This is a genomic window from Runella sp., from assembly GCF_965279615.1.
GTDB lineage: Bacteria > Bacteroidota > Bacteroidia > Cytophagales > Spirosomataceae > Runella.
The window spans coordinates 6,661,446-6,688,263 of sequence record NZ_OZ257252.1 but is presented as its reverse complement, the minus strand read 5'-3'; the positions used below and the strand labels follow the sequence as shown (position 1 = coordinate 6,688,263).

Genomic DNA, 26,818 nt, shown 5'->3' with positions numbered 1-26,818 from the left:
ATTTATGACGGGACCGGTGATTCATACGCAACAGCTCACCCGACGATTTGGTGATTTCGTGGCTGTCAATGCCATTACGTTTGACGTGCAGGCGGGTGAAATATTTGGTTTTCTGGGCGCAAACGGCGCCGGAAAAACCACCGCAATGCGCATTTTATGCGGGCTGCTTTCTCCTACTTCGGGGCAGGCTACCGTTGCGGGCTTTGATGTGTATCGTCAAAACGAAGAGATCAAGAAGCACATCGGTTACATGAGTCAAAAATTCTCGTTATACGAAAACCTCACCGTTCGTGAAAATATTCAGTTTTTCGGCGGCATCTACGGCCTTTCGCGCAAAGAGTTGAAAGAAAAAACCAATGTACTCATCGAGCGCCTTGGATTGCATAACGAAGCCGACAAGCTGGTGGGTTCGCTGCCTTTGGGTTGGAAGCAGAAAATCTCGTTTTCGGTTGCTATTCTCCACCGCCCCAAGATTGTCTTTCTCGATGAGCCCACGGGCGGCGTAGATCCCATTACCCGTCGGCAGTTTTGGGACATGATCTATGAAGCGGCCCACGACGGTATCACGGTGTTTGTCACCACTCACTACATGGATGAGGCCGAATACTGCGACCGCGTCTCCATCATGGTGGATGGCACCATTGCCGCTCTGGACACGCCCGCCAAGCTGAAACAACAATTCAATGTAAACAATATGGAAGAAGTGTTTTTGCAATTGGCTCGCGGAGCAAAGCGCAGTGATGGGTAACCCCTATCCCCAACCCTTTCCGCGCGGCGGTCCGACCCCGTAAGGGAAAGGGAGTTGTTGTCCCCCTCCCTCACAGGGGAGGGGCTAGGGGTGGGGTGTAAATTAATAAATCAGCATAAACTATCAATATGAAAACCTTTTTAGCTTTTATCCAAAAAGAATTTCGGCACGTGCTGCGCGACACACGCAGTTTGGTGATTCTGTTAGGCTTACCGGTGGTGATGATGATCCTGTTTGGGTTTGCTCTGTCGAGCGAAGTAAAGAATTCCAACGTTGCTATTCTGGATTATGCACAGGACGATGCCTCTCATCTGCTTATTGACCGTATCAATCAAAGTCAGTATTTCAGCGTACAGCATTACCTGCATTCAGAAGCTGAAATTGAAAAGGTCTTTCGCAAAGGTCAGGTGCGGCTGGTGGTCATTTTTCCGCAAAACTTTCAGGAAGATCTGTTGCACAGTAATCACGTGCAGGTGCGGCTCATTGGCGATGCCTCCGACCCAAATACGTCCAACATCGTCATCAACTACGCTTCAAGCATTTTTCGGGATTACCAAAACGAATTGAGCGACAACAAAAAACTGCCGTACAGCATCGAAACCGAAACCCGAATGTTGTATAATCCTCAGTTGAAAAGTTCCTACAATTTTGTTCCGGGCGTTATGACGCTGATCCTGATGTTGTTGGGAGCCATGATGACGTCGGTTTCGATTGTCAAAGAAAAAGAAATGGGCACGATGGAAATCTTGCTTGTGTCGCCCATGCGGCCTTTGTTGGTCGTGTTGAGCAAAGCAATTCCTTATCTGGTGCTATGTTTTATGGATGTTGTGATCATTCTGTTGCTGGCGGTTTTTCTGTTGGAAATGCCTATTCGCGGCAGTTTATTTCTGCTGTTGGCCGAAAGTCTGTTGTTTATTCTGACTACACTGTCGTTGGGATTATTGGTTTCGACGATTGTTGATTCGCAGCAAACCGCCATGTTTCTGTCGTTGGTGGGTTTTCTGATGCCGGCGCTGGTATTCAGCGGGTTTATGTTTCCGATTGAAAACATGCCGTTGCCCTTACAGATCGTCAGCAACATTGTTCCGACCAAATGGTACTACAGCATCGTTCGGGCGGTGATGGTCAAGGGTTTAGGGTTTTCGTATGTTATCAAACAAACCCTGATCCTGTTCGGCATGACTGTCTTTTTTCTGGGCATTGCCATTCGAAATTTCAAGATACGTTTAGCATAGAAAGAAAGACTTGCCAAGGCTGGGCGCCCCCGTTTTAAAACTTGGCAAGTCTGATAACGATTCCCTATTTCAAATGAGAAATCTTCTCTTTTTACTCCAAAAAGAATTTCGGCAGATCTTTCGAAATCAGACCATTTTGCGGATGATTTTGTTGATGCCCATTATTCAGCTTATTGTAATTCCATTGGCCGCGGATTACGAGATCAAACAGATTTCCATCAGCGTGGTAGATCAGGACAATTCGCCTTATTCGCGTAAATTGGTTCATAAACTTACCGCCTCGGGCTATTTTCAACTGGTCGAATACACCCAATCGTATGCTCAGGCAACTCAAACGGTGGGCAACGGAAAAACCGACCTCATCCTGACCATTCCCCGGTATTTTGAACGCGACCTTATCAAATCAAGCAAAGGCCAATTGCATTTAGCTGCTGATGCTGTTAACGGCGTTCGGGCAGGATTGGGAACGGCGTACGCTTCCCAGATGATCGGCGATTTTAACCGTGAAGTGCGTGAAGAATGGATGCTATTGCCGAAATTCAACGAAATACCGCAGATAGAGATCACATCGGCCAATTGGTTCAATCAGCACTTTGATTATCACCTGTTTATGGTTCCCGGCATTTTAGCCATTTTGGTCACGATGGTGGGTGCGTTTCTGACGGCGCTCAACATCGTAGCCGAAAAAGAAGTGGGAACCATTGAACAGATCAATGTAACACCTCTCAAAAAACACGAATTTATTTTGGGAAAACTGATCCCGTTTTGGGTGTTGGGCATGGTATCCATCACGCTCGGAATGGTGTTTGCTTTTCTGATATTCAGAATTTTACCGGTCGGTTCTTACCTCACCATTTACGCTTTTTCGGCGGTGTATCTGTTGGGCGTTTTAGGGATAGGCTTACTTATCAGTACATTTTCCGATACACAGCAGCAGGCTACACTTTTCGCTTTCTTTTGCATGATGGTTTTTATCCTGTTAGGTGGTCTGTACACACCCATTGAGAGTATGCCCGATTGGGCCCAATGGCTGACGAGAATAAACCCGCCATCCTATTTCATCAAAGTTATCCGGGCTGTGTTTATCAAAGGAAGCGGTTTCAGTGACCTTCTCCCCGATTTTTGGGCGATGGTTGGTTTTGCCATTTTATTCAACGGATTGGCGATCTTCAATTACCGCAAAAGAAGTGCGTAAAAAGTACCTATTGGCCGGAACATAAATCCCTTTTCAGGAATTATCTTTAAAAAGGATTTCAGATTTTCAGTCAACATTCATTCGTATGAGCCATTTTGATATTTTAGCCATTGCCAAACAACATTTACAAGCCATCAGCGAAGGCAAAGCGGGGCAGGAATTAGCTCCTTACTATGCGCCCGCCATTCTACAGATCGAATATCCCAACGCGCTGAATCCCAACGGCGGAACCAGTGATTTTCAGACGCTGATCGAGCGTTCGGAAAAGGGAAAGCAGATCATTGTTCGCCAAACCTATGACATTCAAAAAGAATACGTGGCAGGGAATACCGTTATTTTAGAAGTTATTTGGAAAGCCGTGCTTTCGATACCTATCGGAAAAACCCCGCCCGGCGAAGAATTAAAAGCTAACTTTGCCCTTTTCCTGGAATTTGAAAACGGACAGATCAGCAACCAACGAAATTACGACTGCTTCGTTCCCTTTTAACGTTACACAATTTATGAATGTCATCATTCGAAAAGGAACACCTGCGGACTTTCCCGCCATTTTCAGGCTGATTCAGGAATTTTCGATCTTTCAGAAAACGCCCGAAAAAGTGACCATCAACCTTGACCAAATGCTGGAAAACAGGGACCTTTTTCAGTGTCTTGTGGTCGAGCACTAAGATACTTCCATCATTGGCTTTGCTTCTTTTTTCATGGCCTACTATTCATGGTCGGGCAAGGCATTGTATTTGGACGACCTGTACGTGAAGAAAGAATTCAGAGGCCACCAGATCGGAACACAGTTGCTTGACAAACTGGTTGATCACGCCAATTTCGAGAAGTGTACGAAAGTCCGTTGGCAAGTCTCTGATTGGAACAAAGACGCCATCGAATTTTATAAGAAAATGGGTGCCAAAGTGGATGATACCGAGATCAATTGTGATTTATACCTTTAGCGACAAGTTAACCAAACCTATAAGGTCTGTTTACTGCGATAAACAGACCTTATAGGTTTAAGGGTTAGATTATGCTTATTTATACACCTTCTCATAATACTCCGCCGCCATACGATCAGAGTTGAAAAAGCCACCGACCTCGGTCATGCTTCGCAAAACAGTCTCGTACCAATCATTGCTGCGCTCGTAGTACAAAGGCAATATCTCATTTTCCAATACATCCAACATATTCGAAATATCCTCTCCGTCACGGTTTGACTCTGACGCCACCGGAACGATAAAAGAATTTTCGCCATGCCGCGAGAACTCACACACCCAACCATCGTAGGTCGAGAAGTTGAGGCTTGCGTTCATGGCTGCCGTCATGCCGCTTGTGCCCGATGCTTCGCGCGTCACAACAGGTGTATTGAGCCACACGTCGGAGCCTTCTTTCAACTGCTTGGAAAGTGCCAATTCGTAGCCCGTCAATACCGCCATGTTGGGATACAAATGACTCAGGTAAAACAGTTGATTGAACGTATAAATGGCACTGTCGTCTTTGGGGTACGGTTTTCCCGCCCAAATAAACTGAATCGGAAAATCTTTGTTGCGCATGATGCGGTCAAACCGTTCACGGTCACGGGTCAGCAGGTCGGGACGTTTATAGCCCGCAAAGCGTCTGGCCCATACAATGGTCAGGATGTTTGGATCAAATAATTTACCCGCCTGATCGGCTACCGTTTTGAAAAGCTGCCCTTTCAGTTCTTTTTTACGTTTCTCAATTGCGTCCAAATCACCTTTACTGCGTGCTTCTTCGAGTTCGGCATCAGCCCATGAGGCTTTGTGCTGTGAATTGGTCACGTGCGTGATGTCACAGATGTCCGGTGCCCAGCTCCACATTTGTCGCGATACATCTCCGTGCAGCTTGGAAACGGCGTTGGCCTGATGGCTCAATCGCAATGCTGCCAACGAATGATTGAAAACGGTTTCTCCCGGTCCAAAGCCCGTAATTTTTCGAACTGTCTCAAGCGGCACTCCCGAAAAGAAACTCAGATCATTCAGAAAGTAAATATTGTGCTTTTCGTTCCCCGCTTCTTCGGGGGTATGTGTCGTAAATACCAATCGTTTTCTGACCGACTCTTTCTTGCCGAATTTCTTGTATAAATAATACACCGACGATACCGCATGGGCTTCATTCAGGTGATAAATGTCCGGTTCGTAACCGAGCTCATCCAAAAACTTTGCGCCGCCAATGCCCAAAAGCATGCACTGCATCACTTTCACAGACGCGTCGGCGTCGTAAAGATGATAGGAGATTTGGCGAGCCCATTGGTCGTTGCCGTCGGTATCGGTGGTCAAAAAGAACATCGGCACCGTCCCGAACAGCTTCGGGTCCAGAAAATACGAAGCCACCCAAACGGGTTGATTGGCAATGGTGATCTGAAACCGTATGCCCGTGTCTTTCAGGAAGCTGTACATTTTTTCCCGAAACTGCGGCACCATACTGTTGTCGGTGGCGCGGGTCTGGTCATAGTAACCGTGTTTCCAAAGGATGCCGATCCCGATGAGGTTTTGGCGCAGGTCGTGGGCGCTTTTCATGTGCGAACCGGCCAAAAAGCCCAACCCTCCCGAATAGGTTTTGAGGGCTTGATCAATGGCGAATTCCATGGAAAAATAAGCGACCGATTTCTTGTAACGTGAGTCGATAGCGTACGGGTGGGCATACGCCGAAGGAAGTTTTTTAGCCATAATTAAGGTACGATCATAGGTTGACAAAGGTGCTAAACTAAGTAAATTTCCCTTTATATCAGGTAATACTATAATTTTCTTAGCACAAGCCCCAAGGTCTCCCTGTTGTTAATGAGTGTGGATAGTGTGATTTTAAAAGCTATACCGGCCATTGTTTCCGTTGAAAATAACTACAGGTGGGTTGTTTTTATTTCACAACGTGCTTTGGGAGTCATTCTTCTACTCCCGATCTGTTAATGAAATAAATTCCTAAAAAATCATTCCACACGCCCTGTTTTCAGTACTCTTGTATAATTATGCGGTTGAATAATGGCTAAAATTTTGCAAATCCAGTCGCATTATTATACTTTTGCACCCACAAAATACAAGGCTTGCTCTTTCATTGATCCAAGCCTACAAGATTTGCTAAAACCCTGCAAATTCTGTATTTTGAGAAGTACCGGGCCCATAGCTCAGTTGGTTAGAGCATCTGACTCATAATCAGGGGGTCGTAGGATCGTGCCCTACTGGGCCCACACTCAAAATCGTAACTGACTTATTTATAGACAGTTACGATTTTTTTTATCTTCTATTCTTTGAAACTGTAGTGTTTTATGTATTTCCAAAACACTAGAAATCATCTTAAACACTTAATAATCAAACACTTATCTGTACATTTGGTTAAAAAAGTGTAATTTGATTTTTTTTAATAAATCTTTCGATAATTACTAATGAATTAATGCTTAGATTACTCTTCAATGATTCACATATTAATAGATACCTGTTCCTTACTTAAACTGGTTCATGCTACAGAATATAGCTCTTATTTGTTAGAGCTAGAAAATTATGTAAACAATAATACAGTGAGGCTGTATATGCATAAGCATATACAAGCTGAATGGAATAAGCATGTACAAAAAGAAACAGTAAGGAAAGAGAAAATTATTGCAAAAAATTTATTAAATAATCAAGCAGAATCTATTTCATCTACGAATACATTACAGGCACTTGTAAATACATCTCATATCACTTCGCAAACTGAGCAAATAGAAGCATTTTTAAAAAATTCGATTAATATTCCTACAGCAAAGATTATAAGCGATGAAGTAGTAGAAAGGCTTAGAAATAGGCTACCTCCTTTTCACAATAAGCCTTTAAGTGTTAACGACTGGGAAATTCTTGGAAGCGTATGTATATACTGTGATAATCATAACATAGATGAAATAATTTTTCTTTCCCATAATCATACAGATTTTGGTGAGTCTAAAGATAAAATCCACCCAACTATACAAGAGCGTTTCAAAGTAAATATTAAATACTTTAGTGATTTTTGGCCTTTTTTTGAAAATTTAAGAAATGCTCCTTCTGCATATACCTTCCCATCTCATTTACATGAGTCTTCTAATTCAAAATATTCTTACAAAGGAAACATCAAAGCAAATGATTTAGATAGTATCCAAAATTTATATAATAATCTTTATAAAGAAATCTCCTTTATTCCAATCAATATTTTAAGAAAACATTATCCCTTCGCTGTTTCAGATGACGAGGGCGCATATTATAATAATTTCACGCTTTTCAAAGTCAATGACTCAGCAATAGAAGCTCTGGAAAGCAGTACAAATAAAGATGATATTTCAAACATTTTAGCAAACAACTTAATATTCTATTTAAATGGCAGAGAAAAATATAAGAATTTTCGATTAGATATTAAAAAAAGCTTAACAGCTTGTCAATGTTGTAGATGTATGTTTAATAGGCTGGATTTTAGTAAACTATTTGAGGCAATCCAAACCAATACCAATCTACATGCTGAATTCAAAGACAAGTTAAAGGTTGCATATATAAATTTTCAAGTTGGAAATGTTTATACTTCATATAGGCAGTTTTTAGAAATAAAAAACAAAGCTTTAGAACAGCAATTATATATCACGTATTTTATATCATTATACAATTTAAAACAAATAGGAAGCTTTCTAGGCCATTTAATTTATGATATTGATGGTACCGAAAATATTTCAAAAGAATTAAAAAAAATAGACCTTTTTAGTAAAGCTGTTGAACTTAAACTCGAAACGGATTATAATTTATTGATTTATATAGCCGAAGAAAAATTTTTCAGTGAAGCATTTCAGAGCATGAGCGCCCATCTAAATGACATAAAAAGCCATTATAGAACCCAATTAAAAGGCGGATGGAGTGTTAATAAACATATTTGGTCACTACAAAATTCTTTTTTAAAGCTTTATTATTTTCTAAATCAAAACTTTATTATTTATGATAGGTACATCGACTTTGAACGTATTTTTGAAATGCTTATTGAAGGATTTCTTTGTTCTTATGCTATTAATGACACTCAAGGCGACAAAATAACCTCACTCGATGATTATTGGGTACACAAGTTTTTGTTTCATGGAAACCCTAAAACAATTTTAAAATATGTTAATTTATACCATTTAAATTCAATAAAATACAAAACTGATATTGACAAAAATGAGTCCTTTCGTTCTATATCTTTATCATTTTTAACTAATGAATCAGATTGTATATTAAGTTTCAATTCCTATGCAGATAAAGACAATAAATACTTCTCAGACAAGTACAATTCTATTTTCGAAAATATAATCACAATGTCTTCTCTTTTAGAACTTGAAATTGATTATATAAATATATTTGCCGAACATTTGCTTAACTTTCTGCAAAAAACAATTATAATAAAAAATTCGGCTTATGAAATTTTATCACTTTTTTTCTCTCAAAAGGGTCGTTTCATAGAGTCAAAATTATTAGATAAATATTTGAGCTATTTTTTAAACACGAAAAAGGGACATAACGACAAAGTTATAGATGATATTCTTGACTCTTACAGCAACAATTCTTTATTAGTCAGTAATGACCAACTAATTCAAATTCTAGAAAATTCCCTTCAAACATGTAAAATTTGTTCTACAAGGCATACTACTGAGACATTAAATACATTGTATAAAAAAGTTGAGAGCAAGTCCAAAAAATTCATAAAGAAATACATTCAAAATAGTTTAAAATCAAGTTTTGAGTTTGAGATTTTCGACTATTGTACAATGTATGGTATAATACCAAAGGATAAAGCTCTTGTTTTATCATTTATAAATAAATTAAATATAGAAGATTCTTCAAAAGGCGCTCCTATTGATTCATACAACAACCAATATCGTTACCTAGACAATTTACTAAACCTGTGCTTTAAATTAAATATTAATACAAATTCAGCCAGTTTTCAAAAATTCGCAAAAATATCTGATTATTATGAATGGATAATTGATATGGACAATTTTGATTATTCAAAATTTAACCCTGAGTGGATTTTGCATTTCCAAACTTTACATTATTCAATCAGGATGTCTAAATCAAGAAATCTTAAACGTGCGTTGGTTAAATATCTTAGAGACAATACTCATAGTGGTATTGAGAAAAGACTAATTGAAATCACTTATTATTCAAAAGAAGAAAGTAACCACTAGAGGGTTCAAAAGAATAAAAATTCAGACAAACAGGTATATTCTCAAGTATTGTAAGAGCTCTAAAATGGCAGAAGAGTGGTTTACCTTTTTCGTTTCCTAACATATGGCTTTTTTACTGTCACACTTTCAACCTCTTCTTTCCTTATGTACTTTGACGGCGGGGAAAGGCCATATCTTTTTGCGATAGCAATTTGTTCATCTGTAAACTCCAATTCAAATTCTACAGACATTCTTTTAAGCAATTCGCACGCGAAATGAAAGTCGTCATCGGCAATGGAAATTATTCCGGGCATTTGTGTTGTCTAGTTTTAGCATTACTACACAACATGAATGCCAATCTATGTCTAGCTTACTTCTTTTCTGTAATAAAGACTGCTACAATGGCACTTACCCAAATTTTAAGTTTACGTTTTGACTTGAACTTAGGAATTTGATTTATAGGCATTCTGCGTGGTATTGGCAAAAACTGTGGACTACGTTGGGGCAATAGCCCTTCTACAACGTTCAACATATCTCTTATTCTAACATACCCTTTGTTATCTGTATCAAACCATTTATTCGCCTCATACTCCATTGAGGGACTTTTAAAGATAATAGTGTCCCGTCTTTTATTTAACAGATGGGGGAAATAGATCGCTAAAAATAATTCCCGAAAACTTCGAATACGTCCTTTAAGATTATACCGATTGAAATACAGAGCAATATACATCAACTGTTCAAAATGGTTTAATTGTAAGTATCCCTAAAATTCAGCCATTTTCGAAGTTGAAACTTCTATAGAGGTATTTTCCTTCTCTACATCAATCGTTTCAATACAAACAGTATTCATACCACTTTTTTGAAACCGGATTTTTCCCTATTATTATGCTTGAATAAACCGGCATACCATCATGGCAGAGCAACAAAAATCGGACAGCAAAAAACTTACCAAAGTAGAGCGTGCGGAAGTGGAAAGGGAAGATATTTTAAACCGCCTGAAAGGCAAAATACTCGAAACTACCCGTGACAAAGTAGCCTTTCTGCTCAATGATTCCGGCGAGGCCCGAAACTCCGATATTGACTTGGCTTGGGCGTATTGGAATACGTTTGAAGGAGATAAATTCGAAGGACCGTTCCTTACCAAAGAAACCCTACGGCAGCTCACAAGGTATTCAACGCTGACCCGTATGCGGCGAAAAATTCAAAATGACTACAAGCTCTTCGAAGCAAACGACGAAGTGAAAAAGCGCCGAGGCATATTGCAGGAAGGCAACAAAGAGATCGTTTAGTAGCCCTTTTGCCGCTAAAAGCACAAAAATACAGGTTTCCCTGTAGCCAAAATGCAGGTATTTCCGGATTTACGGGCTTTCTGTTTTAGCGGAACTTTGCAGCATCAACTTATAAAAAATACAAGTATGAATGCTGTTGCTGCAAACGCTGTTATAACACCCGCTTCCGACACTCCGTCGGCCCCTTCCTTCCCTGAGTTAGTACCTCTCTCATCCAAAGAGATGAAAAAGTTAAAAAGAAATGCTCTTTGGGCGCGCATTGTGTGGACAACGGCAAGCTTGTCCCTTTTGCTGTTTGGAATCGGAAATTGGTACGATAGACTTCAGAAAATCACCTATGGAACAATGACCTCTGAAGAAAAATCGCTGTTGGTGTTTACAATGACCGGTTCGGTTTTGATCTGTTTGATTTACATTTTCATTGCCCGTTATCACATCCGTAAAAACAGTATTGACATAAAAAACGCAACCAAGCAGGTAGGAATGATCAAGGTCATTTCGAAAGAGTTTGTTTATCATCGGGAAGCCTCAGACGCTTATTTTGTCTTCTTCAAATGGCTGTCTGACCCCAAAAGTGAGTTGATCCAATGGGACGATTCCGGAATGTACCATCAACTTCGGGAAGGCGATACCGCTTATGTAGAACTGGTGCCTCATTCTCAAAGCGTTCTTGTGTGTAAAAAAATACAGGAGGCGCAGCCGACGGAGGAGAGCGTCAAGCGCGGTTATTATTTTTAGGAGTGGCAGAAGAATAACAACTTGCCGAGGTAAGTTGTGCCTACTTCCGGCATCTTGCTGCATTGCCGGAAGATGGATGGTCCGGAGGGTTTTATTTCAAGAATGAAGCAATGGTAATCAACTATTCCGGGCTTTAACTGAAAAAGGGTGAGCTATAAACACTCACCCTTTTCTATCAGTGCTTCATGTGACTTCCTTCAGCTTTTTTGGCCATGTCCTTGTGGAAACAATGAACGGCACAGGCAACCCCTTTCAGGCTATCGTGTACATTGCCGACCACATTTCCTTTAACATCAATGATATCGCACGTTTCGTCAGGATTATCCTTGATCTTCAGTACCAAAACACCTGATTCATCATAGAATTCACTGTTGTTTTTTGCCATTTTCCCGAGCGTCTTTCCGTTGGCATCCTTCAATGTACCATCAGCCGCCAGAAAAGCTACTTTTTTGCCGTTGGCATCTTTAATGATTTGGTCTTTGGTTACTATACCGACACCCACGCCTTTTTCATTTTTTACCTTGCCGTCTTTGCCGATACTTAGCGACTGTTTGTAATTGGTCTGGGCAAATATAAGTGTAGAACTGAATACCAAAAGAGCAGCAAAAGCCGCGAATTTAAGTGATTTGATCGTTTTCATTGTATCTAATAGTGGTTATTTCGTACTCAAAAGCTACGAAACAACCACCGATAACGACATGATAACAATCAGTAAATCCATGTACTTTTCCCTTTGTTTAGACGCCGATTATTTTTCTTTTTATAGAGCAAAAAGCACTCCACTCATTTCTGATCTCCCATTAAAATCATTCCTTTGATAGTTTCTTTGTCTTCCCATACACAAAACGCCTGCTGTTCATTGAGCGTTAGCAAGCGGGGAAATCGGCCGGTACCCAAATTGACCGGTGGGTTTTGCGGCGATTGGCGCAGCCAAATTTGGCCCTGATCCTGCCACGCGATCATGGTGTATCGGTTGGTTGTGGCAATGGAAGCATTTCGACCTTGCCCGAGGAGTTGCTCGGACTCTCCCGGTTTGGAGGTAAAGAGCTGATTTTCCCGCCGCCAAACCGATGTGAGTACGCCGCTTTTTGTCACGCTCATTCCGCCGCCATCCATGGGGCAGGCGTTGAGTTTCCATGTTCCTTCGCCCATTTTCACGGCGGGCAAAAATGTATTTCCGCCATCTTCCGAGGTCGTAACATACATGTCCCGTGATCCGTTGATCCAATTTCTGAACATAATATACACGCGCCGGTCGCGCATGAGGATGGATGGCTGGCAACATTCACAAACCGTCGCGTCGGGAGAGTGGTAAATGAGTTTATTTTTACTCCACGTCAGGCCACCGTCGTTGGACGAAGCGCCGAATAGCTTGTTTTGTTTGTCGTCTCTCAAATCGAGCCAAATAACCATAAAATTGCCCTCTCCATCGCTCGCCAAGGCGTTAAAACCTTCTTTCGCAATTTCGGGCACATCATTGACCATACGTTTATTTTGCCATTTTCCGGTGGCCCGGTTGCGTACAAAGACATAGACATCCCCGCGTTTATCAATAGCCGTTATGACCGTAGCAAGACGGGAAGCTGCAATCTGTGGCCCCCGCGAAACACCCAAATGCAACCCCTGAAGACTGTCCACCAATAAGGGCAATGAAAAGGTTTGCCCTTTGTCTTTGGAGAAAGAATAGTAAAACGCATTACCTTTTCCAAAGACCATTTCGATGGTCCCGTCTTCACCCACGCATAGAGCAGGTTGAAGGCCTTTCGTTTGAAAAAGCGCTTGTTGGCCGTGGGCCGCCGAAAGGGTAATAAAGAGGAAAACGGTTATTTTTTTGAACATTGAACTTCTTGTTTTACATATGATATAAGGCTGTTTCAATTTTTTTTTAACCGCAAAGAACACAAAGTACCTGCACAAAGGGCGTAAATTAAAACGTGAACGAAAACTTTAGGCCCTTTGCGCTATTCTTAGAGTTCTTTGCGGTTAAAAAAATAGATTCTATTTTAAACAGCACCTTACCAAATATGCACACGCAAACTATCCGGGCGGTAGAGTTTATTGGTTGGTTTTACGTTGAATGCTTCATAAAACTCCGTCATGTTGGCCAATGGGCCGTTTACCCTGAACAATTCGGGCGAGTGTGGGTCCATCGTGATGCGCATACGCATGGTTTCGTCGCGGCTCTTGATGCGCCAAACTTGGGCAAAACCCAGAAAAAAGCGTTGCTGCGGCGTAAATCCATCAATTTTCTTTCCGCTTTTGGCCTGTTTTGTTTTCATAAATGCCTCATAGGCAATGGAAAGACCGCCGATATCCGCCAGGTTTTCACCCAAGGTCAGTTCACCATTCACACTCATGTTGTCCAGTACTTTATATGCTCCGTACTGCTTCACCACTAACATCGCTTTGCGTTTGAATTTATCGCCATCGGCGGGTTTCCACCAGTTTTTCAACATTCCCATGTAATTATATTGACGGCCCTGATCGTCGAATCCGTGCGTCATTTCATGGCCGATCACGGCACCGATGGCTCCGTAATTGATGGCATCGTCGGCGGCATTATCGAAAAACGGAAATTGCAGAATACCCGCCGGAAATACGATCTCGTTGAACGTTGGATTATAGTAGGCATTCACAGTAGGTGCCGTCATCCCCCATTCGGTTTTATCAACGGGTTTGCCAATTTTGACCAAGTCGCGCTTGCCGTTATAAATTGCGATCTCCCGTTTGTTGGCAAAGTAGTTGTCTTTTACAATATCCACTTCGGCGTAGTCTTTCCATTTGTCGGGATAGCCGATTTTCTTGATGAACGCATCCAGTTTTTTGACAGCCTCGGTTTTGGTCGAATCCGACATCCAATCGAGGCGTTTGATGCGGTCGCGGTATACATCCTGCAGGTTGTTGACCAGCTCATTCATGCGGTCTTTGGCGTCGGCGGTAAAGTATTTTTGCGTAAAGAGTTGCCCCAACAAATCGCCCAAACCACCATCCACGGCGTTGGTGATCTGCTTCCAACGCGCGTCCTGCACCTGTTGGCCATTGAGGGTTTTACCATAAAAATCAAATTGCGCATCCCGAAATGCTTTGGTCAGCGAAGACGCCGCGCCTGATAAAACCGACAGTTTCATGCGGTCTTTCAACACGTCGATGGGCTGCGTTTTCAGCAATCCGTTCAATGCCTTGTAATAATCCGGCTGCCCAATGATGAGCGTATCCGTTTTTGCACCCATTGTTTTTACAAATCGTGCCCAATCAATGTTCGGCGTTATGGCCGCTAAGTCTTTGATGGCAAACTTATTATAGTTCAATTCAGGATTTCTTAAATCAACGGGACTGCGGTGCGACTTAGCAATTTCAGTTTCCAATGCCAATATCGTTTCCGCTTTTTTCTTCGCGGAAGTCGAGTCAAGGCCTGAAAGGGTAAACAGGGTAGCAATGTATTTTTTGTAGGCATCCCGTACTTTTTTGGTTTCGGCATCGGTGCGGAAATAATAGTCTTTCTCGGGCAAGGCAAGGGCCGTTTGAGCGAGTTGCAGCGCATTGTAGCCCGGATTCTTTTCGTCAGCTGCTACGTAATATCCTACCCATACGCCACCGGGTGACTCCAATTTGGCGGTATAGTCCATGATTTCCTGCGGCGTTTTGAGCTTGTCGATTTCCGCTAAATATGCCTTGATCGGCTCAATTCCCTTCTTTTCGATAGTAACGGTATCCATGCCCGACAGGTAATAATCACTTACTTTCTGCTCTAAACTGCCTTTGGGATGCGTCGTTTTGGTACTTTCTTCCAAAATCCCGTGAAGTTTGTTGAGGTTTTCTTCATAAAGTGTATAAAAAGACCCCCAACCCGTTTGGTCAGCGGGAATTTTGGTGTTTTTCATCCAATTGCCGGAAGCATAACTAAAAAAATCATCGGCAGGATTTACGGTGGTATCCATGCCCGATGCATCAAAAAATGTCGTTCGCGTCGATTCATTTTTATCGGTTTTGCAGGCTGCCAATAGAAGGCCGAAAAGTCCAAGGCAAAGGAGAGAAGTGAAGGGTTTCATGAAAGGCTGAGTTTGGTTTTTTGTGGATTTAAAATAAATAATATCGCGGAATGCTAACAAGAGAATTTACTCGGGGAAATTTACTTATTAAGTGCATGAAGAAGGCTTGAATGGTCAAATTTCACATTATCTGAAAAGTGTACCTACAGTTTAATCCACAAAGCTTGTCCAACACACACAAATCTCAAACTATACAATGATGTTTACATTATTGACGGATTGAGTATTTTAAGTCATGCTAAGTTCTTTTCGTGCTATCAATCATCTTCCTGAATCACTATGCATTTCTCCTCAAAGATCATTTGTTCGGCCCGCAACGTAGTCACTTTAAGCGTGGCTTCGGTACTATTGGCATTTATGTCAAGCTGTTCATCTACCAAAAACGAAACTATGTCTTCCACTGCAAACTCCTTCGGCGCTGACCTCGAATTTCTAAAAAAGCACCAAAAAACGCTCACGCTCACCGCGCCCGACGATGATTCGGCACAGGTAGCCGTGGTCGGCGACTTACAGGGTCGTGTCATGACATCAACCGCTAACGGTACTTCAGGCAACAGCTATGGCTGGCTTAATTATAAATTATTGGAATCCGGAAAATTTACACCACACATGAGCGCATTTGGTGGGGAAGATCGCTTTTGGATCGGTCCCGAAGGCGGGCAGTTTTCGGTTTATTTTCAGCAGGGCAAAAAATTCGTATTCGACGATTGGCAAGTACCCGCCGTTATTGATTGCGAACCGTTTGATTTGGTTTCTTCCGATAAATCCAAAGCAACCTTCCGCAAAACAACGTCGTTGACCAACTATTCAGGCACAAAATTCGACATCGTGATCGACCGAAGCATTGAAGCACTCAGCAAAGTGGAGATTGAAACTGCGATCAACTTTCCCCTCAAAGACGTAAAAACAGTAGCTTACGAAACCGTGAGCAAAATCACCAACCAAGGTCCCGACTGGAAAAAAGAAACGGGACTGCTTTCCATTTGGATCTTGGGAATGTTTAATCCTACCCCCAAAACAACGATCGTGATTCCGTTCAAAGGCGGTGCCGACCATAAAAGCAAGATCAACGACAGCTATTTTGGCAAAGTCCCTGCCGAGCGTCTCATCATCGAAGACAGCGTTTTGTACTTCAAAGCCGACGGCAAACACCGCAGCAAAATCGGTTTACCGCCAAGCATTGCCAAGCCTATCATGGGCAGTTATGATTCCGAAAAAGGCGTATTGACTGTTGTTTCTTACGATGTAGACCCCACCGGCGATTATGTCAATTCCATGTGGGAAATCCAGAAAGATCCCTTCAAAGGTGACGCCGCCAATTCTTACAACGATGGTCCGGTAGAAGACGGCACCCAAATGGGGCCATTCTACGAATTGGAATCCTCCTCTCCTGCCAAAGCCCTCAAAAAAGGCGAAAGCATCACCCACCGCAGCCGTACCTACCATTTTGAAGGTGATCAAAAAGCGCTGAATTCTGTCGCAAGGAGAATGTTGGGCGTGAGTTTGGAAGAGATTGAGAAGCATTAAATTCATTACTTTGTCACCCTATTTTGTCATCCGCATTTGTCACCCTGTAAGGGTCTATTGTCCGCTTTGCAGGACTCTTATTACGCGGTTTTAGACCCTTACAGGGTGACAAATCTTACCGAATTTCCTCTGCCTTAAATCTCCCCAACCTCATGAAAAAACTCCTTTTCCTCCTCTTCACGACCCAAGCCCTCGCCCAAACTCCCTGGAAACCGCAAAAATGGCCGATGTTGAAACACTACGACCAACAACACCTCACGCGGATTGCGATGCCCGTCGGCGGCATCGGTACGGGAACGGTATCGTTGGGAGGGCGCGGGCAGTTGCAGGACTGGGAGATCATGAACCGTCCCGGAAAAGGATTCAGTACTACATTGCCGGGCAATATGGCTCCGTTCTTTGCCATTTACGTCAAAAAACCAACGGAAACGGCACAGGCCAAAGCCCTCATCGGCCCGCTCGAAACGCATGAGTACCAACACATGGAAGGGCGGCCCGTCGACCATCACGGTCTGCCGCGTTTTGCCAAAGCGAGTTTCGACGCTGCGTATCCGTTTGGACAGGTGAATTTGTCGGACGAAAAACTGCCCGTTACGGTTCAGATAAAAGCTTTCAACCCCCTCATTCCCGGCGATGCCGAGCGCAGCGGGATTCCGATGGCGGCCTTGACCTACGAAGTCACCAACATGTCCAACCAACCGCTGACGGTTTCGGTGGCGGGATCCATGCGGAATTTTGTGGGAAAAGACGGCTCTAAAGGTTCCAAATCGTGGAAAGGAGAGTTTAATCCGTCAGGGGCGAAGAAGAATAAAAATCAATTTCGACAGGGAAAAGCAGGCCAAGGCATTTTTATGTATTCCGACGGCGTGGACAAAGCCGACCCCGCTTGGGGCACCATTGCGCTGAGTACCAACGCCGTTGGCGACGTAAGCTACCGTACTTCTTCTGTGAGCAATGCTTGGGAAAATGCGTTGTTGGATTTTTGGGATGATTTTACGGACGACGGAAAACTGACCGAAAAAACCACCGTTGCCGACGATGATCCGATGGCATCATTGGTCGTAAAGAAAACCATTCAACCCAAACAAACAGAATCCTTTACGTTCTTTATTACATGGCATTTCCCAAATCGCTTTGCGTGGTCGAAAGAGCGCGTGGGCAACTATTACACCACTCGCTACGCCGACGCTTGGGACGTGGCCGAAAAGTCTGTTCCGCAATTGCCCCAACTTGAAAACGAGACGTTGCTCTTTGTCAACAGCTTCCTCAAAAGTGATTATCCCGAAGCCGTCAAAGAAGCGGCGCTGTTCAATCTCAGCACGTTGCGCTCCCAAACGGTGTTCCGTACCGAAGACGGACGGATGTTTGGTTGGGAGGGTGTCATGGACAGCGAAGGCTCCTGCGCGGGTTCGTGTACGCACGTCTGGAACTACGAGCAGGCCACCGCCTTTTTATTCGGCGACTTAGCCCAAACCATGCGCGATGTGGAGTTTAACTACGCCCTCGACAGCACTTCGGGTATCATGCAGTTTCGGGTAGGCCTGCCACTCAACAAAGGCGCAGGCAACGGCATGGCCGCCGCCGACGGGCAAATGGGCACCATCATGAAGTTTTACCGCGATTGGCAACTGTCGGGCAATACGGCTTTTTTGCAAAAAAACTGGCCGAAAATAAAACGGGCGTTGGCCTTTGCGTGGGTGCCCGACGGTTGGGACGGCAACCTCGACGGCGTCATGGACGGAGCGCAACATAATACGATGGACGTAGAATATTTCGGTCCCAATCCGCAAATGCAGATTTGGTATTTGGGGGCGTTGAAAGCCGCCGAAAAAATGGCCGAAGTCCTACACGATGCCGCTTTTGCGCAACAATGCAAAACCCTGTTTCAAAGCGGCAGTACGTGGGCCGACCAACAGTTGTTCAACGGTGAATATTACGAACAACAGGTGATCTCGCCCGTAGGACGCAAATTTGCGAAAGGGACACTTTCGGGTTGGAACAGCATTCAGGGCGATTTTCCCCCGTTTCAGTTGGCCAAAGGCTGCTTGGTAGACCAATTGGTAGGGCAATTCATGGCGCACGTGTGCGGCTTGGGTTATTTAGTGAAACCGCAAAACGTGCAGACCTCGCTGAAATCCATTCTGAAATACAACTACCGCGCCACGCTGACGGAGCATTTCAACAACATGCGCTCCTACGCCCTGGCCGACGAGCCTGCGTTGCTCATGGCAAGCTGGCCCAAAGGCCGTCCCACGGTGCCGTTCCCGTATTTTGCCGAAGTGATGACGGGTTTTGAATACACCGCCGCCATCGGAATGCTCTACGAAAACATGACGGACGACGGCCTCAAATGCATCCAAAACATCCGTTACCGCTACGACGGTGCCAAGCGCAGCCCCTTCGACGAAGCCGAATGCGGCCACCACTACGCCCGCGCCATGATCAGTTGGGCTTCCACACTGGCACTGAGCGGTTTCCAATACTCAGGCGTAGAAAAAACCCTTCATTTCAACGACCAACCCGGCACGTTTTTCTGGTCCAACGGCTACGCGTGGGGCACCTGCACGAAGCAAAAACAGGGCACGCAACTCAAAACCACCCTCACCGTTTTACACGGTCAATTACCCGTTCAAACCGTACAGATCGGTAATAAAAAAGTGCATGAATTGGCGTCAAATGCGGTTTTGAAGGTTGGGGAGAAGGTGGAGTTTGTGCGGTAGAGGGTGCTTTTACTAAACACAACCCTCTCCTTTAACTTTATTTGTTAGTTGCCCTAAAATGTAATAGCATTGCGGTTGTGAAGTAAGGCCCCTTTTGAGACAAGAGCAATAGCATCCATACAAAAAGTACAATCTAATCACGGAATTTCAATTTGATGTCGTTCCCCCGAATAGCTGCTTAATATATGAATAAGGAATTAGACAATCATTTTTTTGAAAATATTCGAACACTTTTACGCAAAGCCCAAGAAACTTTAGTAAAGCAGGTAAACGCTGTAATGGTACTTACCTATTTCGAATTGGGGAAGCAAATAGTAGAGCAGGAGCAACAAGGAAAGGATTATGCCGATTATGGTGCTTTTATTCTCTCCGAACTTTCCGAAAAATTGACTGCTGAGTTTGGAAAGGGCTATTCTAAAAGAAATCTGGAGCTTATTCGTAAGTTTTATGTCACTTTTAAGAATGCGAAATCACCGATTTCGCAAAGTTTGAGCTGGACACATTATATCCATCTGATGCGGATAGACGATGAAAAAGAACGTACTTATTATCAAAATGAAGCCGAACAAAACAACTGGAGTGTAAGAGTACTCGAAAGACAAATTAACTCAGCGGCCTATCATCGTTTACTGATTTCTAAAGGTACTACAGAAAATGACAGTCGCCCTCAAACAGACGCCCCTAATCCTTTAGGAACCTTAAAAGACCCTTATGTATTAGAATTTCTGGACCTGAAAGAGCAACCCAATTATTCGGAAACACAACTGGAACAAGCCATCATCGACCGTTTAGAACATTTCCTGTTAGAACTGGGGAAAGGATTTACGTTTGTGGGCAGGCAGGTACGCTTTACCTTTGATGAAGAACATTTTCGGGTAGATTTGGTTTTTTACAACCGTTTATTGCGTTGTTTTGTGCTGATTGACCTCAAAATTGGAAAACTCAAACACCAAGATTTAGGACAAATGCAGATGTACGTAAACTACTACGACCGTTTTGTAAAAACAGAAGATGAATTACCAACCATTGGTATTATACTCTGTAAAGACAAAAAAGATGCGATGGTAGAAATCACCTTACCTAAAGACAACAAACAGATTTTTGCCAGTAAGTACTTGTTGTATTTGCCAAAAGCAGAAGAATTGAAAAAATTAATAGAGGAATAAAGTATGCTATCACCCGAATTAAAATCAAAAATCAATAAGCTTTGGGATAAGTTCTGGAGCAGAGGTATTACCAACCCTATCACAGCCATTGAGCAAATTTCATACTTGCTTTTTATGCGAAGGATTGATGATGCTGATGCTTTGGAAAAAGCAAAGGCAATATATGCTGAACAAGAATACACATCCATCTTTGAAGGAAATGAAGATTGTCGTTGGTCTCATTTTTCATTGCTTGAACCCGATACAATGCTGGAATTGGTTTCTAAAAAAGCTTTTCCATTCATCAAAGACCTAAACGACCCATCACAGCCTTATACGAGGTATATGGGCAACGCCCAATTTATCATCAGCAATGCTGCATTGTTAGATGAAGCAGTAAAAGCGATTGATGAACTTTTTGAGGATATTAAAAGGCAGCGAGATGAAGGCCAACAATTTCAGGATACACAAGGAGATATTTATGAATACCTGATTGATGAAATGGGGTCCGGTGGAAAAAATGGGCAATTCCGTACGCCAAGGCACTTGATTCAATTTATGTGTGAATTGGTTGACCCTGACCTGACAGACAAAATCTGTGATCCGGCTTGCGGAACGGGCGGTTTTTTGGTGGGTGCTTATCAGCACATTCTCACGAAATATACAAGCCCCGAAGAAATTACTGAAGATGAAAACGGCTTAAAGCGTTTCAAAAAATACGGGGGCGATAAAATCACTAAGCAAGAAGTTTGGGACAACCTGAACGAAAAGACTTTCTATGGCTTTGATATTGACCAAACCATGGTGCGGATTGGTTTGATGAACTTGATGCTACACGGCATTAAAATTCCACAAATTGAAAACACGGATACGCTTTCAAAGAAATATGACCAGCTACACCAAGACGGAGAGTACTCGGTGATTATGGCAAATCCGCCATTTACAGGGAGAATTGATAAAGGGGGAATGAGCGACAAACTTAAAATTGATGGCACGCAAAGCGAGTTGCTTTTTTTGATTCGTATTTCCAAAATGCTCCGCCCTGAAGGAAAAGCAGCTGTCATTGTACCCGAAGGTGTACTCTTTGGCGGTAACAAAAACCAAAAGCAAACCCGAGAAATATTGCTAAAAGACAACCGGTTAGAAGCAGTCATTTCTCTGCCCAGTGGTGCTTTTAAACCTTACACTGGCGTAAAAACAGCCATTTTGGTTTTTACAAAAGTCGAAGAAGACAGCCCAACTTGGCATACCGAAAAAGTTTGGTTTTATGAACTAAAAAATGATGGTTATAGCTTGGATGATAACCGCCGTAAACTGGCCGAAAACCCATTGCCCATAGCAGTGGATGCTTATAAAAACAGAGCCACCGATACACTGATTGAGCGAACCAATCACTTTTATGTACCCATCGCCGAAATAGAAGAAAACGGGTTTGACCTGAGTTATAACCGCTACAAAAAATTTGAATATGAAGAGCAAATCTACGAGCAACCGCAAAAAATTCTCGAAGCCCTGTTTCAGCTTGAAGCCGAAATACAAATAGATATGCAGGAACTTAAAAAATTGATTGGCTGATGGAAATGGTAAAAATATCAAGTTTAATCACAGATAAAATATCTGGTGAATGGGGTTCTGACGCATTAACAAGCAATGCTGTGAATGTTATTAGGACTGCGAACTTTACTAATTCAGGGATAATTACTTTTCATAATCTCGTAAAAAGGGAAATTGAAAGTAAGGTAGTAGAAAAGAAGAAGCTTATAGATGGCGATGTAATTATCGAGAAATCTGGAGGAAGCCCAAGTCAACCCGTTGGTAGGGTTGTCTATTTCGAAAACCCTGATGATTCAACATACCTGTGCAATAATTTTACAACTGTATTAAGACCAAATAGAAAAAAGGCAAATCCCAAATATCTATTTTACTTGCTTTACAATTTTTATCAAACTGATAAAGTTCTTGCATTTCAAAACAAGACAACAGGAATAATAAATTTAAAGTTAGACAGGTATTTAGATAGCGAAATATCATATGAACCTGACATCGAAACCCAAAATAAAATTGTAGCCATATTAGACAAGGCAAAAATCATTTCGGATAAGCGAGAAGCAACCATTAAGAAATATGATGAGCTGCTGAGGGCTACTTTTTTGGAGTTGTTTGGCAACCCAATGGAACGCCCAAACCGTTGGGGTATTGGTCAGATTCGAGATTATATTATTGATATTACTGCTGGTACAAGTTATGGAGGAGAAGATAAAAAAATACTAACTGAAGATGAATTAGGCGTTTTAAAAATAAGTGCTGTTACTAAGGGGATTTTTGACCCATTAGAATATAAAGCTGTAAAAAAGAACCTAATTACAAAAGATGTAGTCAATCCTTTAAAAGGTGACTTACTTTTTAGCAGAGCAAATACATTAGAACTTGTAGGTGCAACTTGCATCGTTCATGAGAATCATGAAAATTTAATTCTTCCTGATAAACTCTGGAAAGTAGTAACTAACGAGGCAAAACTAAGAAAGGTATTCCTTCATTTTACTTTAAAAAATAAAGATGTTAGAAAAACGTTTCTTTCCATTGCAACAGGCTCCAGTGGCTCGATGCTTAATATTTCAATGGAAAAATTCAAAAGCATAGAAATTCCATTGCCACCTATTGAATTACAAATGAGATTCGAAACTGCGTATTTGAAGTATGTAGATATTCGAAAAAAGCTACTTAGACATAGTGAGTTTATCAAGCAATTAAACAGATCATTATCAAAATTAGCTTTTGCTGGTGAGTTGAAATTTGAAGGAGGAATAGAGTTAGAGGTATTACTTGATAAAGATTACAAGTTCTTCTTTGATAATATCAAGAACATTTCAGTGAAAACAATCGGACAACTTATTAATCGATTGGATAAAAATGAACTTAACGAAGATCGCTTTTATGAACAGCAAACTTATGACAAAGCCAAGAGCTTTGTCTTTGACCTAATTAAAGACGGCAAAGTGAAACAAGTGTTTGATAAAAAAAGCAAAAAAGTAAAACTTAATGTTGAATGAAATTATTGAGACTCCAAATAGAAAACGAAGAGGGTTTCAGAAGCCTACAAAAGGGTTTTGAAATCAATTTCCATTCGTTGGCAAATACCGAAGCTATGGAACAGTTTCGTCCTTTCTGTTTCGCCGGTTTAAATGGTAGTGGTAAGAGTAATGTTTTAGAAGCAATGGCCAATATTTTCTATCATTTAGAGGTTTGTTCTGCTCGTTATCTTCCTGAAAGCGTCAAAGACCCAAATAACTTTAAACGAAATGAATGTACGCCTGATGCTTTTACGCTGGAGTATTTGATTACTGAGAAAGAGGCAAAACCCAATAACATTGAAGAGTTTTTCAAAGTGAAAATTTCCAAAGAAGAAGGTAAAGAGCCTGAGCTGTTTATTAAATCTTTTCCGTTTGACAAATCAGTAGAAGAAAGGGAAGTTTCGTTAGTGCCTCCTATCGGTAGAGATAGTTCAGCAGAAGGAAAAGTCTATTTACCTGACCATATTATTGGTTATTCTTCTGGGGAAAATGAGATTTTGAGCTTGCCATTTATCAAAAGTCGTTTAATTCACTTAGACGAATACCGCCAAGCAGTAAGAGATAACTATAGCAGTTTTAAAGAATCGGAAAACAGCTTAATTTATATTGATAACAATATGAGTCAAGCCGTGCTTTTGTGTTGTTTACTTTTTGAAAACGAGGATACACTTGCTCCCTTAAGAAGCGATGATAATACAGGGATTTTGGGACTGCGAAGCTTCAGAATGAATATTCATCTTCACAATTTTGAGTTTATAGATAAGGAAACTAATAAGCCATATAAAACTACAATCCTAAAAATATTAGAGCAAAATCAGATTGATAAGTTGAAAAAATGTGCCACCTCGTGGTTTTTAGACCAAAAGGCCCAAACACTTTGGTTAGATTTTTATGTGAACGATGCCACCAAAGCAGCTTTTAGAGAACATTTTGACAATGACCCATTAAAATGCTTCCAATCCTTCAGATTGTTGTATGAATTGAACAATCATTTTGTTGACGAAGAAACAAAAGAAGAAGTGTACCGTTCCAAAGGCGTTTACACAGACGGAAAACTTCCGGTTGGCAATCCGAGACAAGACGTTTTTCATTTCTTAGATTTTTACATCACCAAAAAAATCAAGGGAACAGACGAAGAAAAAGACCTGCTATTAAGAAGTTTTTCAGACGGCGAACATCAATTCATCCACACCATGGGAATTTGTTTGTTGTTAAAAGACAGGCGTTCCATTTTATTGTTGGACGAACCCGAAACCCATTTCAATCCGAGTTGGAGAGCCAAATTTATTAAGATTCTCAACGATACAATCACAGCAAGTAGCACAGGTAATGACTACAATGTTCATTTATTGAAAGATATTTTGCTCACTTCTCATTCACCATTTATTATTTCAGATTGTTTGCCAGATAATGTAGTGCTTTTTGAGAAAAAAGGCAAAATCACAACAGCGAAGAAAGTATCAGAACTTGATAATGCTTTTAATACTTATGGAACATCAGTGGAGCTAATTCTTGACAGGTTATTTAATTACGACCAATCAATTGGGGATTTATCATATTCAGAACTTGAATCTATCGACTTTAATGCTCTCAATTCAAAAGAGGAAATTGAAAAAGTAAAAACAAAATTGAGAACATTAGGAGAGTCTATTGAAAAGGATATGGTATTAGCCCGATTAAATAAGATTAAACCAAAGAACTAATGCTAAGAACCTATAGACCTATAAATCACCCAATATTTACTTTGCATAACTATGTAGAACATTTAGTTTGCCAAGTTTGGTGCAACGCTTCTGATGCTTCCACTTGTTCCGATTTACTTGATGCCAATTTTGAGACAATTTATAATACTTATCCTTGGCTCAAAGCAGATGTAGATGTTATTTATGAAAAATGCAAAAAATTAACTGATGAACAAAGAGCAGATATAAGAGAGGCTTTCAATGTAAATAATAGAATTGCCGAATTGTGCGAAGGTATATTATCACCGATTGAATTAGATACTCTTCCAAATGTGGTCGAGAAAAATATGAAGCCATTGTTAGTTAAATTTTATGACTACCTAATTGACAGAGCAGAAGTACCGGGAGACAAACTTGACTATTACAACACTCTACTTCGTGTAAATCCTTCATTCAAATTTTGCCCGTGTTGTGGTTTGACACCTATCGAATCAGCCGAATCTCATTACAGAGAAGACAATGACCACTACTTACCAAAGGCAGAATTCCCTTTTGCATCGGTTAATTTTCAAAATTTAGTCCCGCTTTGCAGTAAGTGCAACAAGAAATGCAAAAGCACTAAAAACCCATTTGAAGCAGGGCGAGTTTCATTCTACGCATTTGATACAACTCATATTCCAATTGAAGTTTCCATTTCAATCGTAGACAATACAGACTTAGACTATAGAAAACTAATAATTAACGACATTGAAATAAACTTCAATAATGACGTTAACAAAACTTCGACTTGGGACTGGTTATTCAACATAAAAGAACGATATAACGAAGAAACAAGAGGGTTTTCAAAAACCGAATTGCGAACACTTGCAAACAGACTTTTAAGAAACGCAAAACGAAAAACAGGCCTTACTTATGAAGAACTACTTGACGACACAATCGAAGATTATGAAATAGAAATATTTGAAGACCGTAAATTCTTAAAACGACCATTTTTACAAACTATAAAAACAAAACCAGAATGGATGGCAGTGTATGCATAGAACCAATGCACAGGTGTAAGTATATTTGCAAGCCCCCCGTTGTTCGTTGTCTCCCGCAGGATAACTGCGAACGCCAAATAAACAGATTGTTTGCAACACGGCAAACGCTCCAAAAGCTATTCATCAATTAATTAGCCCAAAGCGGAGCAGTATGTAATTTATGCCGACAGTTGTTTACTTACCAAAGAGTTTATGACCAAGCGCTATATCATTTTCAGGAAAATATCAAGAGATATACTTAAGTTTTGAACT

Annotated in this window: 21 protein-coding genes and 1 tRNA gene; 17 read left to right on the top strand and 5 right to left on the bottom strand. The window is 41.5% G+C overall.

Going from position 1 to position 26,818, the window contains the following annotated elements; translation table 11 throughout:
- Positions 1 to 4 precede the first annotated feature (4 nt).
- The 6 genes from ACQY73_RS28050 to ACQY73_RS28025 all read left to right on the top strand — a co-directional run bounded on the left by ACQY73_RS28050 (position 5) and on the right by ACQY73_RS28025 (position 4,119).
- Entirely contained in the window at positions 5 to 748 is a 744-nt protein-coding gene (locus ACQY73_RS28050) for an ABC transporter ATP-binding protein (protein WP_428657489.1), read from the top strand.
- A gap of 128 nt (positions 749 to 876) precedes the next feature.
- Complete coding sequence (locus ACQY73_RS28045; protein ID WP_428657488.1) at positions 877 to 1,983, top strand: ABC transporter permease; 1,107 nt, start codon at positions 877 to 879, stop codon at positions 1,981 to 1,983.
- 73 nt (positions 1,984 to 2,056) lie between these two features.
- Positions 2,057 to 3,178 (top strand): ABC transporter permease, encoded by a 1,122-nt coding sequence (locus ACQY73_RS28040; RefSeq protein ID WP_428657487.1) that lies wholly within the window; start codon positions 2,057 to 2,059, stop codon positions 3,176 to 3,178.
- Positions 3,179 to 3,263: 85 nt separating this feature from the next.
- The gene (locus tag ACQY73_RS28035; protein WP_428657486.1) at positions 3,264 to 3,665 is read left to right on the top strand and encodes a nuclear transport factor 2 family protein; all 402 of its coding nucleotides are present in this window, start codon (positions 3,264 to 3,266) and stop codon (positions 3,663 to 3,665) included.
- A gap of 13 nt (positions 3,666 to 3,678) precedes the next feature.
- Positions 3,679 to 3,843 carry a hypothetical protein gene (locus ACQY73_RS28030; protein ID WP_428657485.1) on the top strand — a complete coding sequence of 55 codons (165 nt, stop codon included), beginning with the start codon at positions 3,679 to 3,681 and terminating at the stop codon, positions 3,841 to 3,843.
- A gap of 9 nt (positions 3,844 to 3,852) precedes the next feature.
- Positions 3,853 to 4,119, top strand: a complete 267-nt coding sequence (locus ACQY73_RS28025) for an N-acetyltransferase family protein (protein ID WP_428668550.1) — start codon at positions 3,853 to 3,855, stop codon at positions 4,117 to 4,119.
- Between the two features lie 75 nt (positions 4,120 to 4,194).
- On the opposite strand, the gene glgP is transcribed toward ACQY73_RS28025, so the two are convergent.
- Complete coding sequence (gene glgP / locus ACQY73_RS28020) at positions 4,195 to 5,847, bottom strand: alpha-glucan family phosphorylase (protein ID WP_428657484.1); 1,653 nt, start codon at positions 5,845 to 5,847, stop codon at positions 4,195 to 4,197.
- Positions 5,848 to 6,288: 441 nt separating this feature from the next.
- Here glgP and ACQY73_RS28015 point away from each other — a divergent pair.
- The 4 genes from ACQY73_RS28015 (at position 6,289) to ACQY73_RS28000 (ending at position 11,332) form a co-directional block, all read left to right on the top strand.
- Positions 6,289 to 6,362: transfer RNA gene (locus tag ACQY73_RS28015), tRNA-Ile, on the top strand.
- A gap of 222 nt (positions 6,363 to 6,584) precedes the next feature.
- A complete protein-coding gene (locus tag ACQY73_RS28010) occupies positions 6,585 to 9,326 on the top strand; it encodes a PIN domain-containing protein (protein ID WP_428657483.1) in 2,742 nt (913 codons plus the stop codon).
- A gap of 890 nt (positions 9,327 to 10,216) precedes the next feature.
- Positions 10,217 to 10,594, top strand: coding sequence for a hypothetical protein (locus tag ACQY73_RS28005; protein ID WP_428657482.1), 378 nt, complete (start codon positions 10,217 to 10,219; stop codon positions 10,592 to 10,594).
- Between the two features lie 126 nt (positions 10,595 to 10,720).
- Positions 10,721 to 11,332, top strand: a complete 612-nt coding sequence (locus ACQY73_RS28000) for a hypothetical protein (RefSeq protein ID WP_428657481.1) — start codon at positions 10,721 to 10,723, stop codon at positions 11,330 to 11,332.
- Between the two features lie 175 nt (positions 11,333 to 11,507).
- Here the strand turns inward: ACQY73_RS28000 and ACQY73_RS27995 are convergent, their stop codons facing one another.
- The 4 genes from ACQY73_RS27995 to ACQY73_RS27980 all read right to left on the bottom strand — a co-directional run bounded on the left by ACQY73_RS27995 (position 11,508) and on the right by ACQY73_RS27980 (position 15,782).
- Positions 11,508 to 11,972, bottom strand: a complete 465-nt coding sequence (locus ACQY73_RS27995; RefSeq protein WP_428657480.1) for a 5-fold beta-flower protein — start codon at positions 11,970 to 11,972, stop codon at positions 11,508 to 11,510.
- Between the two features lie 143 nt (positions 11,973 to 12,115).
- Positions 12,116 to 13,171: a sialidase family protein gene (locus ACQY73_RS27990; protein WP_428657479.1), complete on the bottom strand. Its 1,056-nt coding sequence runs from the start codon at positions 13,169 to 13,171 to the stop codon at positions 12,116 to 12,118.
- Positions 13,172 to 13,347: 176 nt separating this feature from the next.
- Complete coding sequence (locus ACQY73_RS27985; protein WP_428657478.1) at positions 13,348 to 15,381, bottom strand: M13 family metallopeptidase; 2,034 nt, start codon at positions 15,379 to 15,381, stop codon at positions 13,348 to 13,350.
- A gap of 257 nt (positions 15,382 to 15,638) precedes the next feature.
- Positions 15,639 to 15,782, bottom strand: a complete 144-nt coding sequence (locus ACQY73_RS27980; protein WP_428657477.1) for a hypothetical protein — start codon at positions 15,780 to 15,782, stop codon at positions 15,639 to 15,641.
- On the opposite strand from ACQY73_RS27980, the gene ACQY73_RS27975 reads away from it, so the two are divergent.
- The 7 genes from ACQY73_RS27975 (at position 15,772) to ACQY73_RS27945 (ending at position 26,566) form a co-directional block, all read left to right on the top strand.
- Positions 15,772 to 16,908: a DUF6786 family protein gene (locus ACQY73_RS27975; protein ID WP_428657476.1), complete on the top strand. Its 1,137-nt coding sequence runs from the start codon at positions 15,772 to 15,774 to the stop codon at positions 16,906 to 16,908. The two genes, ACQY73_RS27980 and ACQY73_RS27975, sit on opposite strands and share 11 nt — an antisense overlap.
- Positions 16,909 to 17,060: 152 nt before the next feature.
- A complete protein-coding gene (locus tag ACQY73_RS27970) occupies positions 17,061 to 19,628 on the top strand; it encodes a GH116 family glycosyl-hydrolase (RefSeq protein WP_428657475.1) in 2,568 nt (855 codons plus the stop codon).
- Between the two features lie 185 nt (positions 19,629 to 19,813).
- The gene (locus ACQY73_RS27965) at positions 19,814 to 20,794 is read left to right on the top strand and encodes a PDDEXK nuclease domain-containing protein (RefSeq protein ID WP_428657474.1); all 981 of its coding nucleotides are present in this window, start codon (positions 19,814 to 19,816) and stop codon (positions 20,792 to 20,794) included.
- Between the two features lie 3 nt (positions 20,795 to 20,797).
- Positions 20,798 to 22,348 carry a type I restriction-modification system subunit M gene (locus ACQY73_RS27960; protein WP_428657473.1) on the top strand — a complete coding sequence of 517 codons (1,551 nt, stop codon included), beginning with the start codon at positions 20,798 to 20,800 and terminating at the stop codon, positions 22,346 to 22,348.
- Positions 22,348 to 23,823, top strand: coding sequence for a restriction endonuclease subunit S (locus tag ACQY73_RS27955; RefSeq protein ID WP_428657472.1), 1,476 nt, complete (start codon positions 22,348 to 22,350; stop codon positions 23,821 to 23,823). Before ACQY73_RS27960 ends, ACQY73_RS27955 begins: the two co-directional genes overlap by 1 nt.
- Positions 23,820 to 25,547 (top strand): restriction system-associated AAA family ATPase, encoded by a 1,728-nt coding sequence (locus tag ACQY73_RS27950; RefSeq protein ID WP_428657471.1) that lies wholly within the window; start codon positions 23,820 to 23,822, stop codon positions 25,545 to 25,547. The genes ACQY73_RS27955 and ACQY73_RS27950 overlap by 4 nt, the downstream gene beginning before the upstream one ends.
- Positions 25,547 to 26,566 carry a hypothetical protein gene (locus ACQY73_RS27945; RefSeq protein WP_428657470.1) on the top strand — a complete coding sequence of 340 codons (1,020 nt, stop codon included), beginning with the start codon at positions 25,547 to 25,549 and terminating at the stop codon, positions 26,564 to 26,566. The genes ACQY73_RS27950 and ACQY73_RS27945 overlap by 1 nt, the downstream gene beginning before the upstream one ends.
- Positions 26,567 to 26,818: the final 252 nt, after the last annotated feature.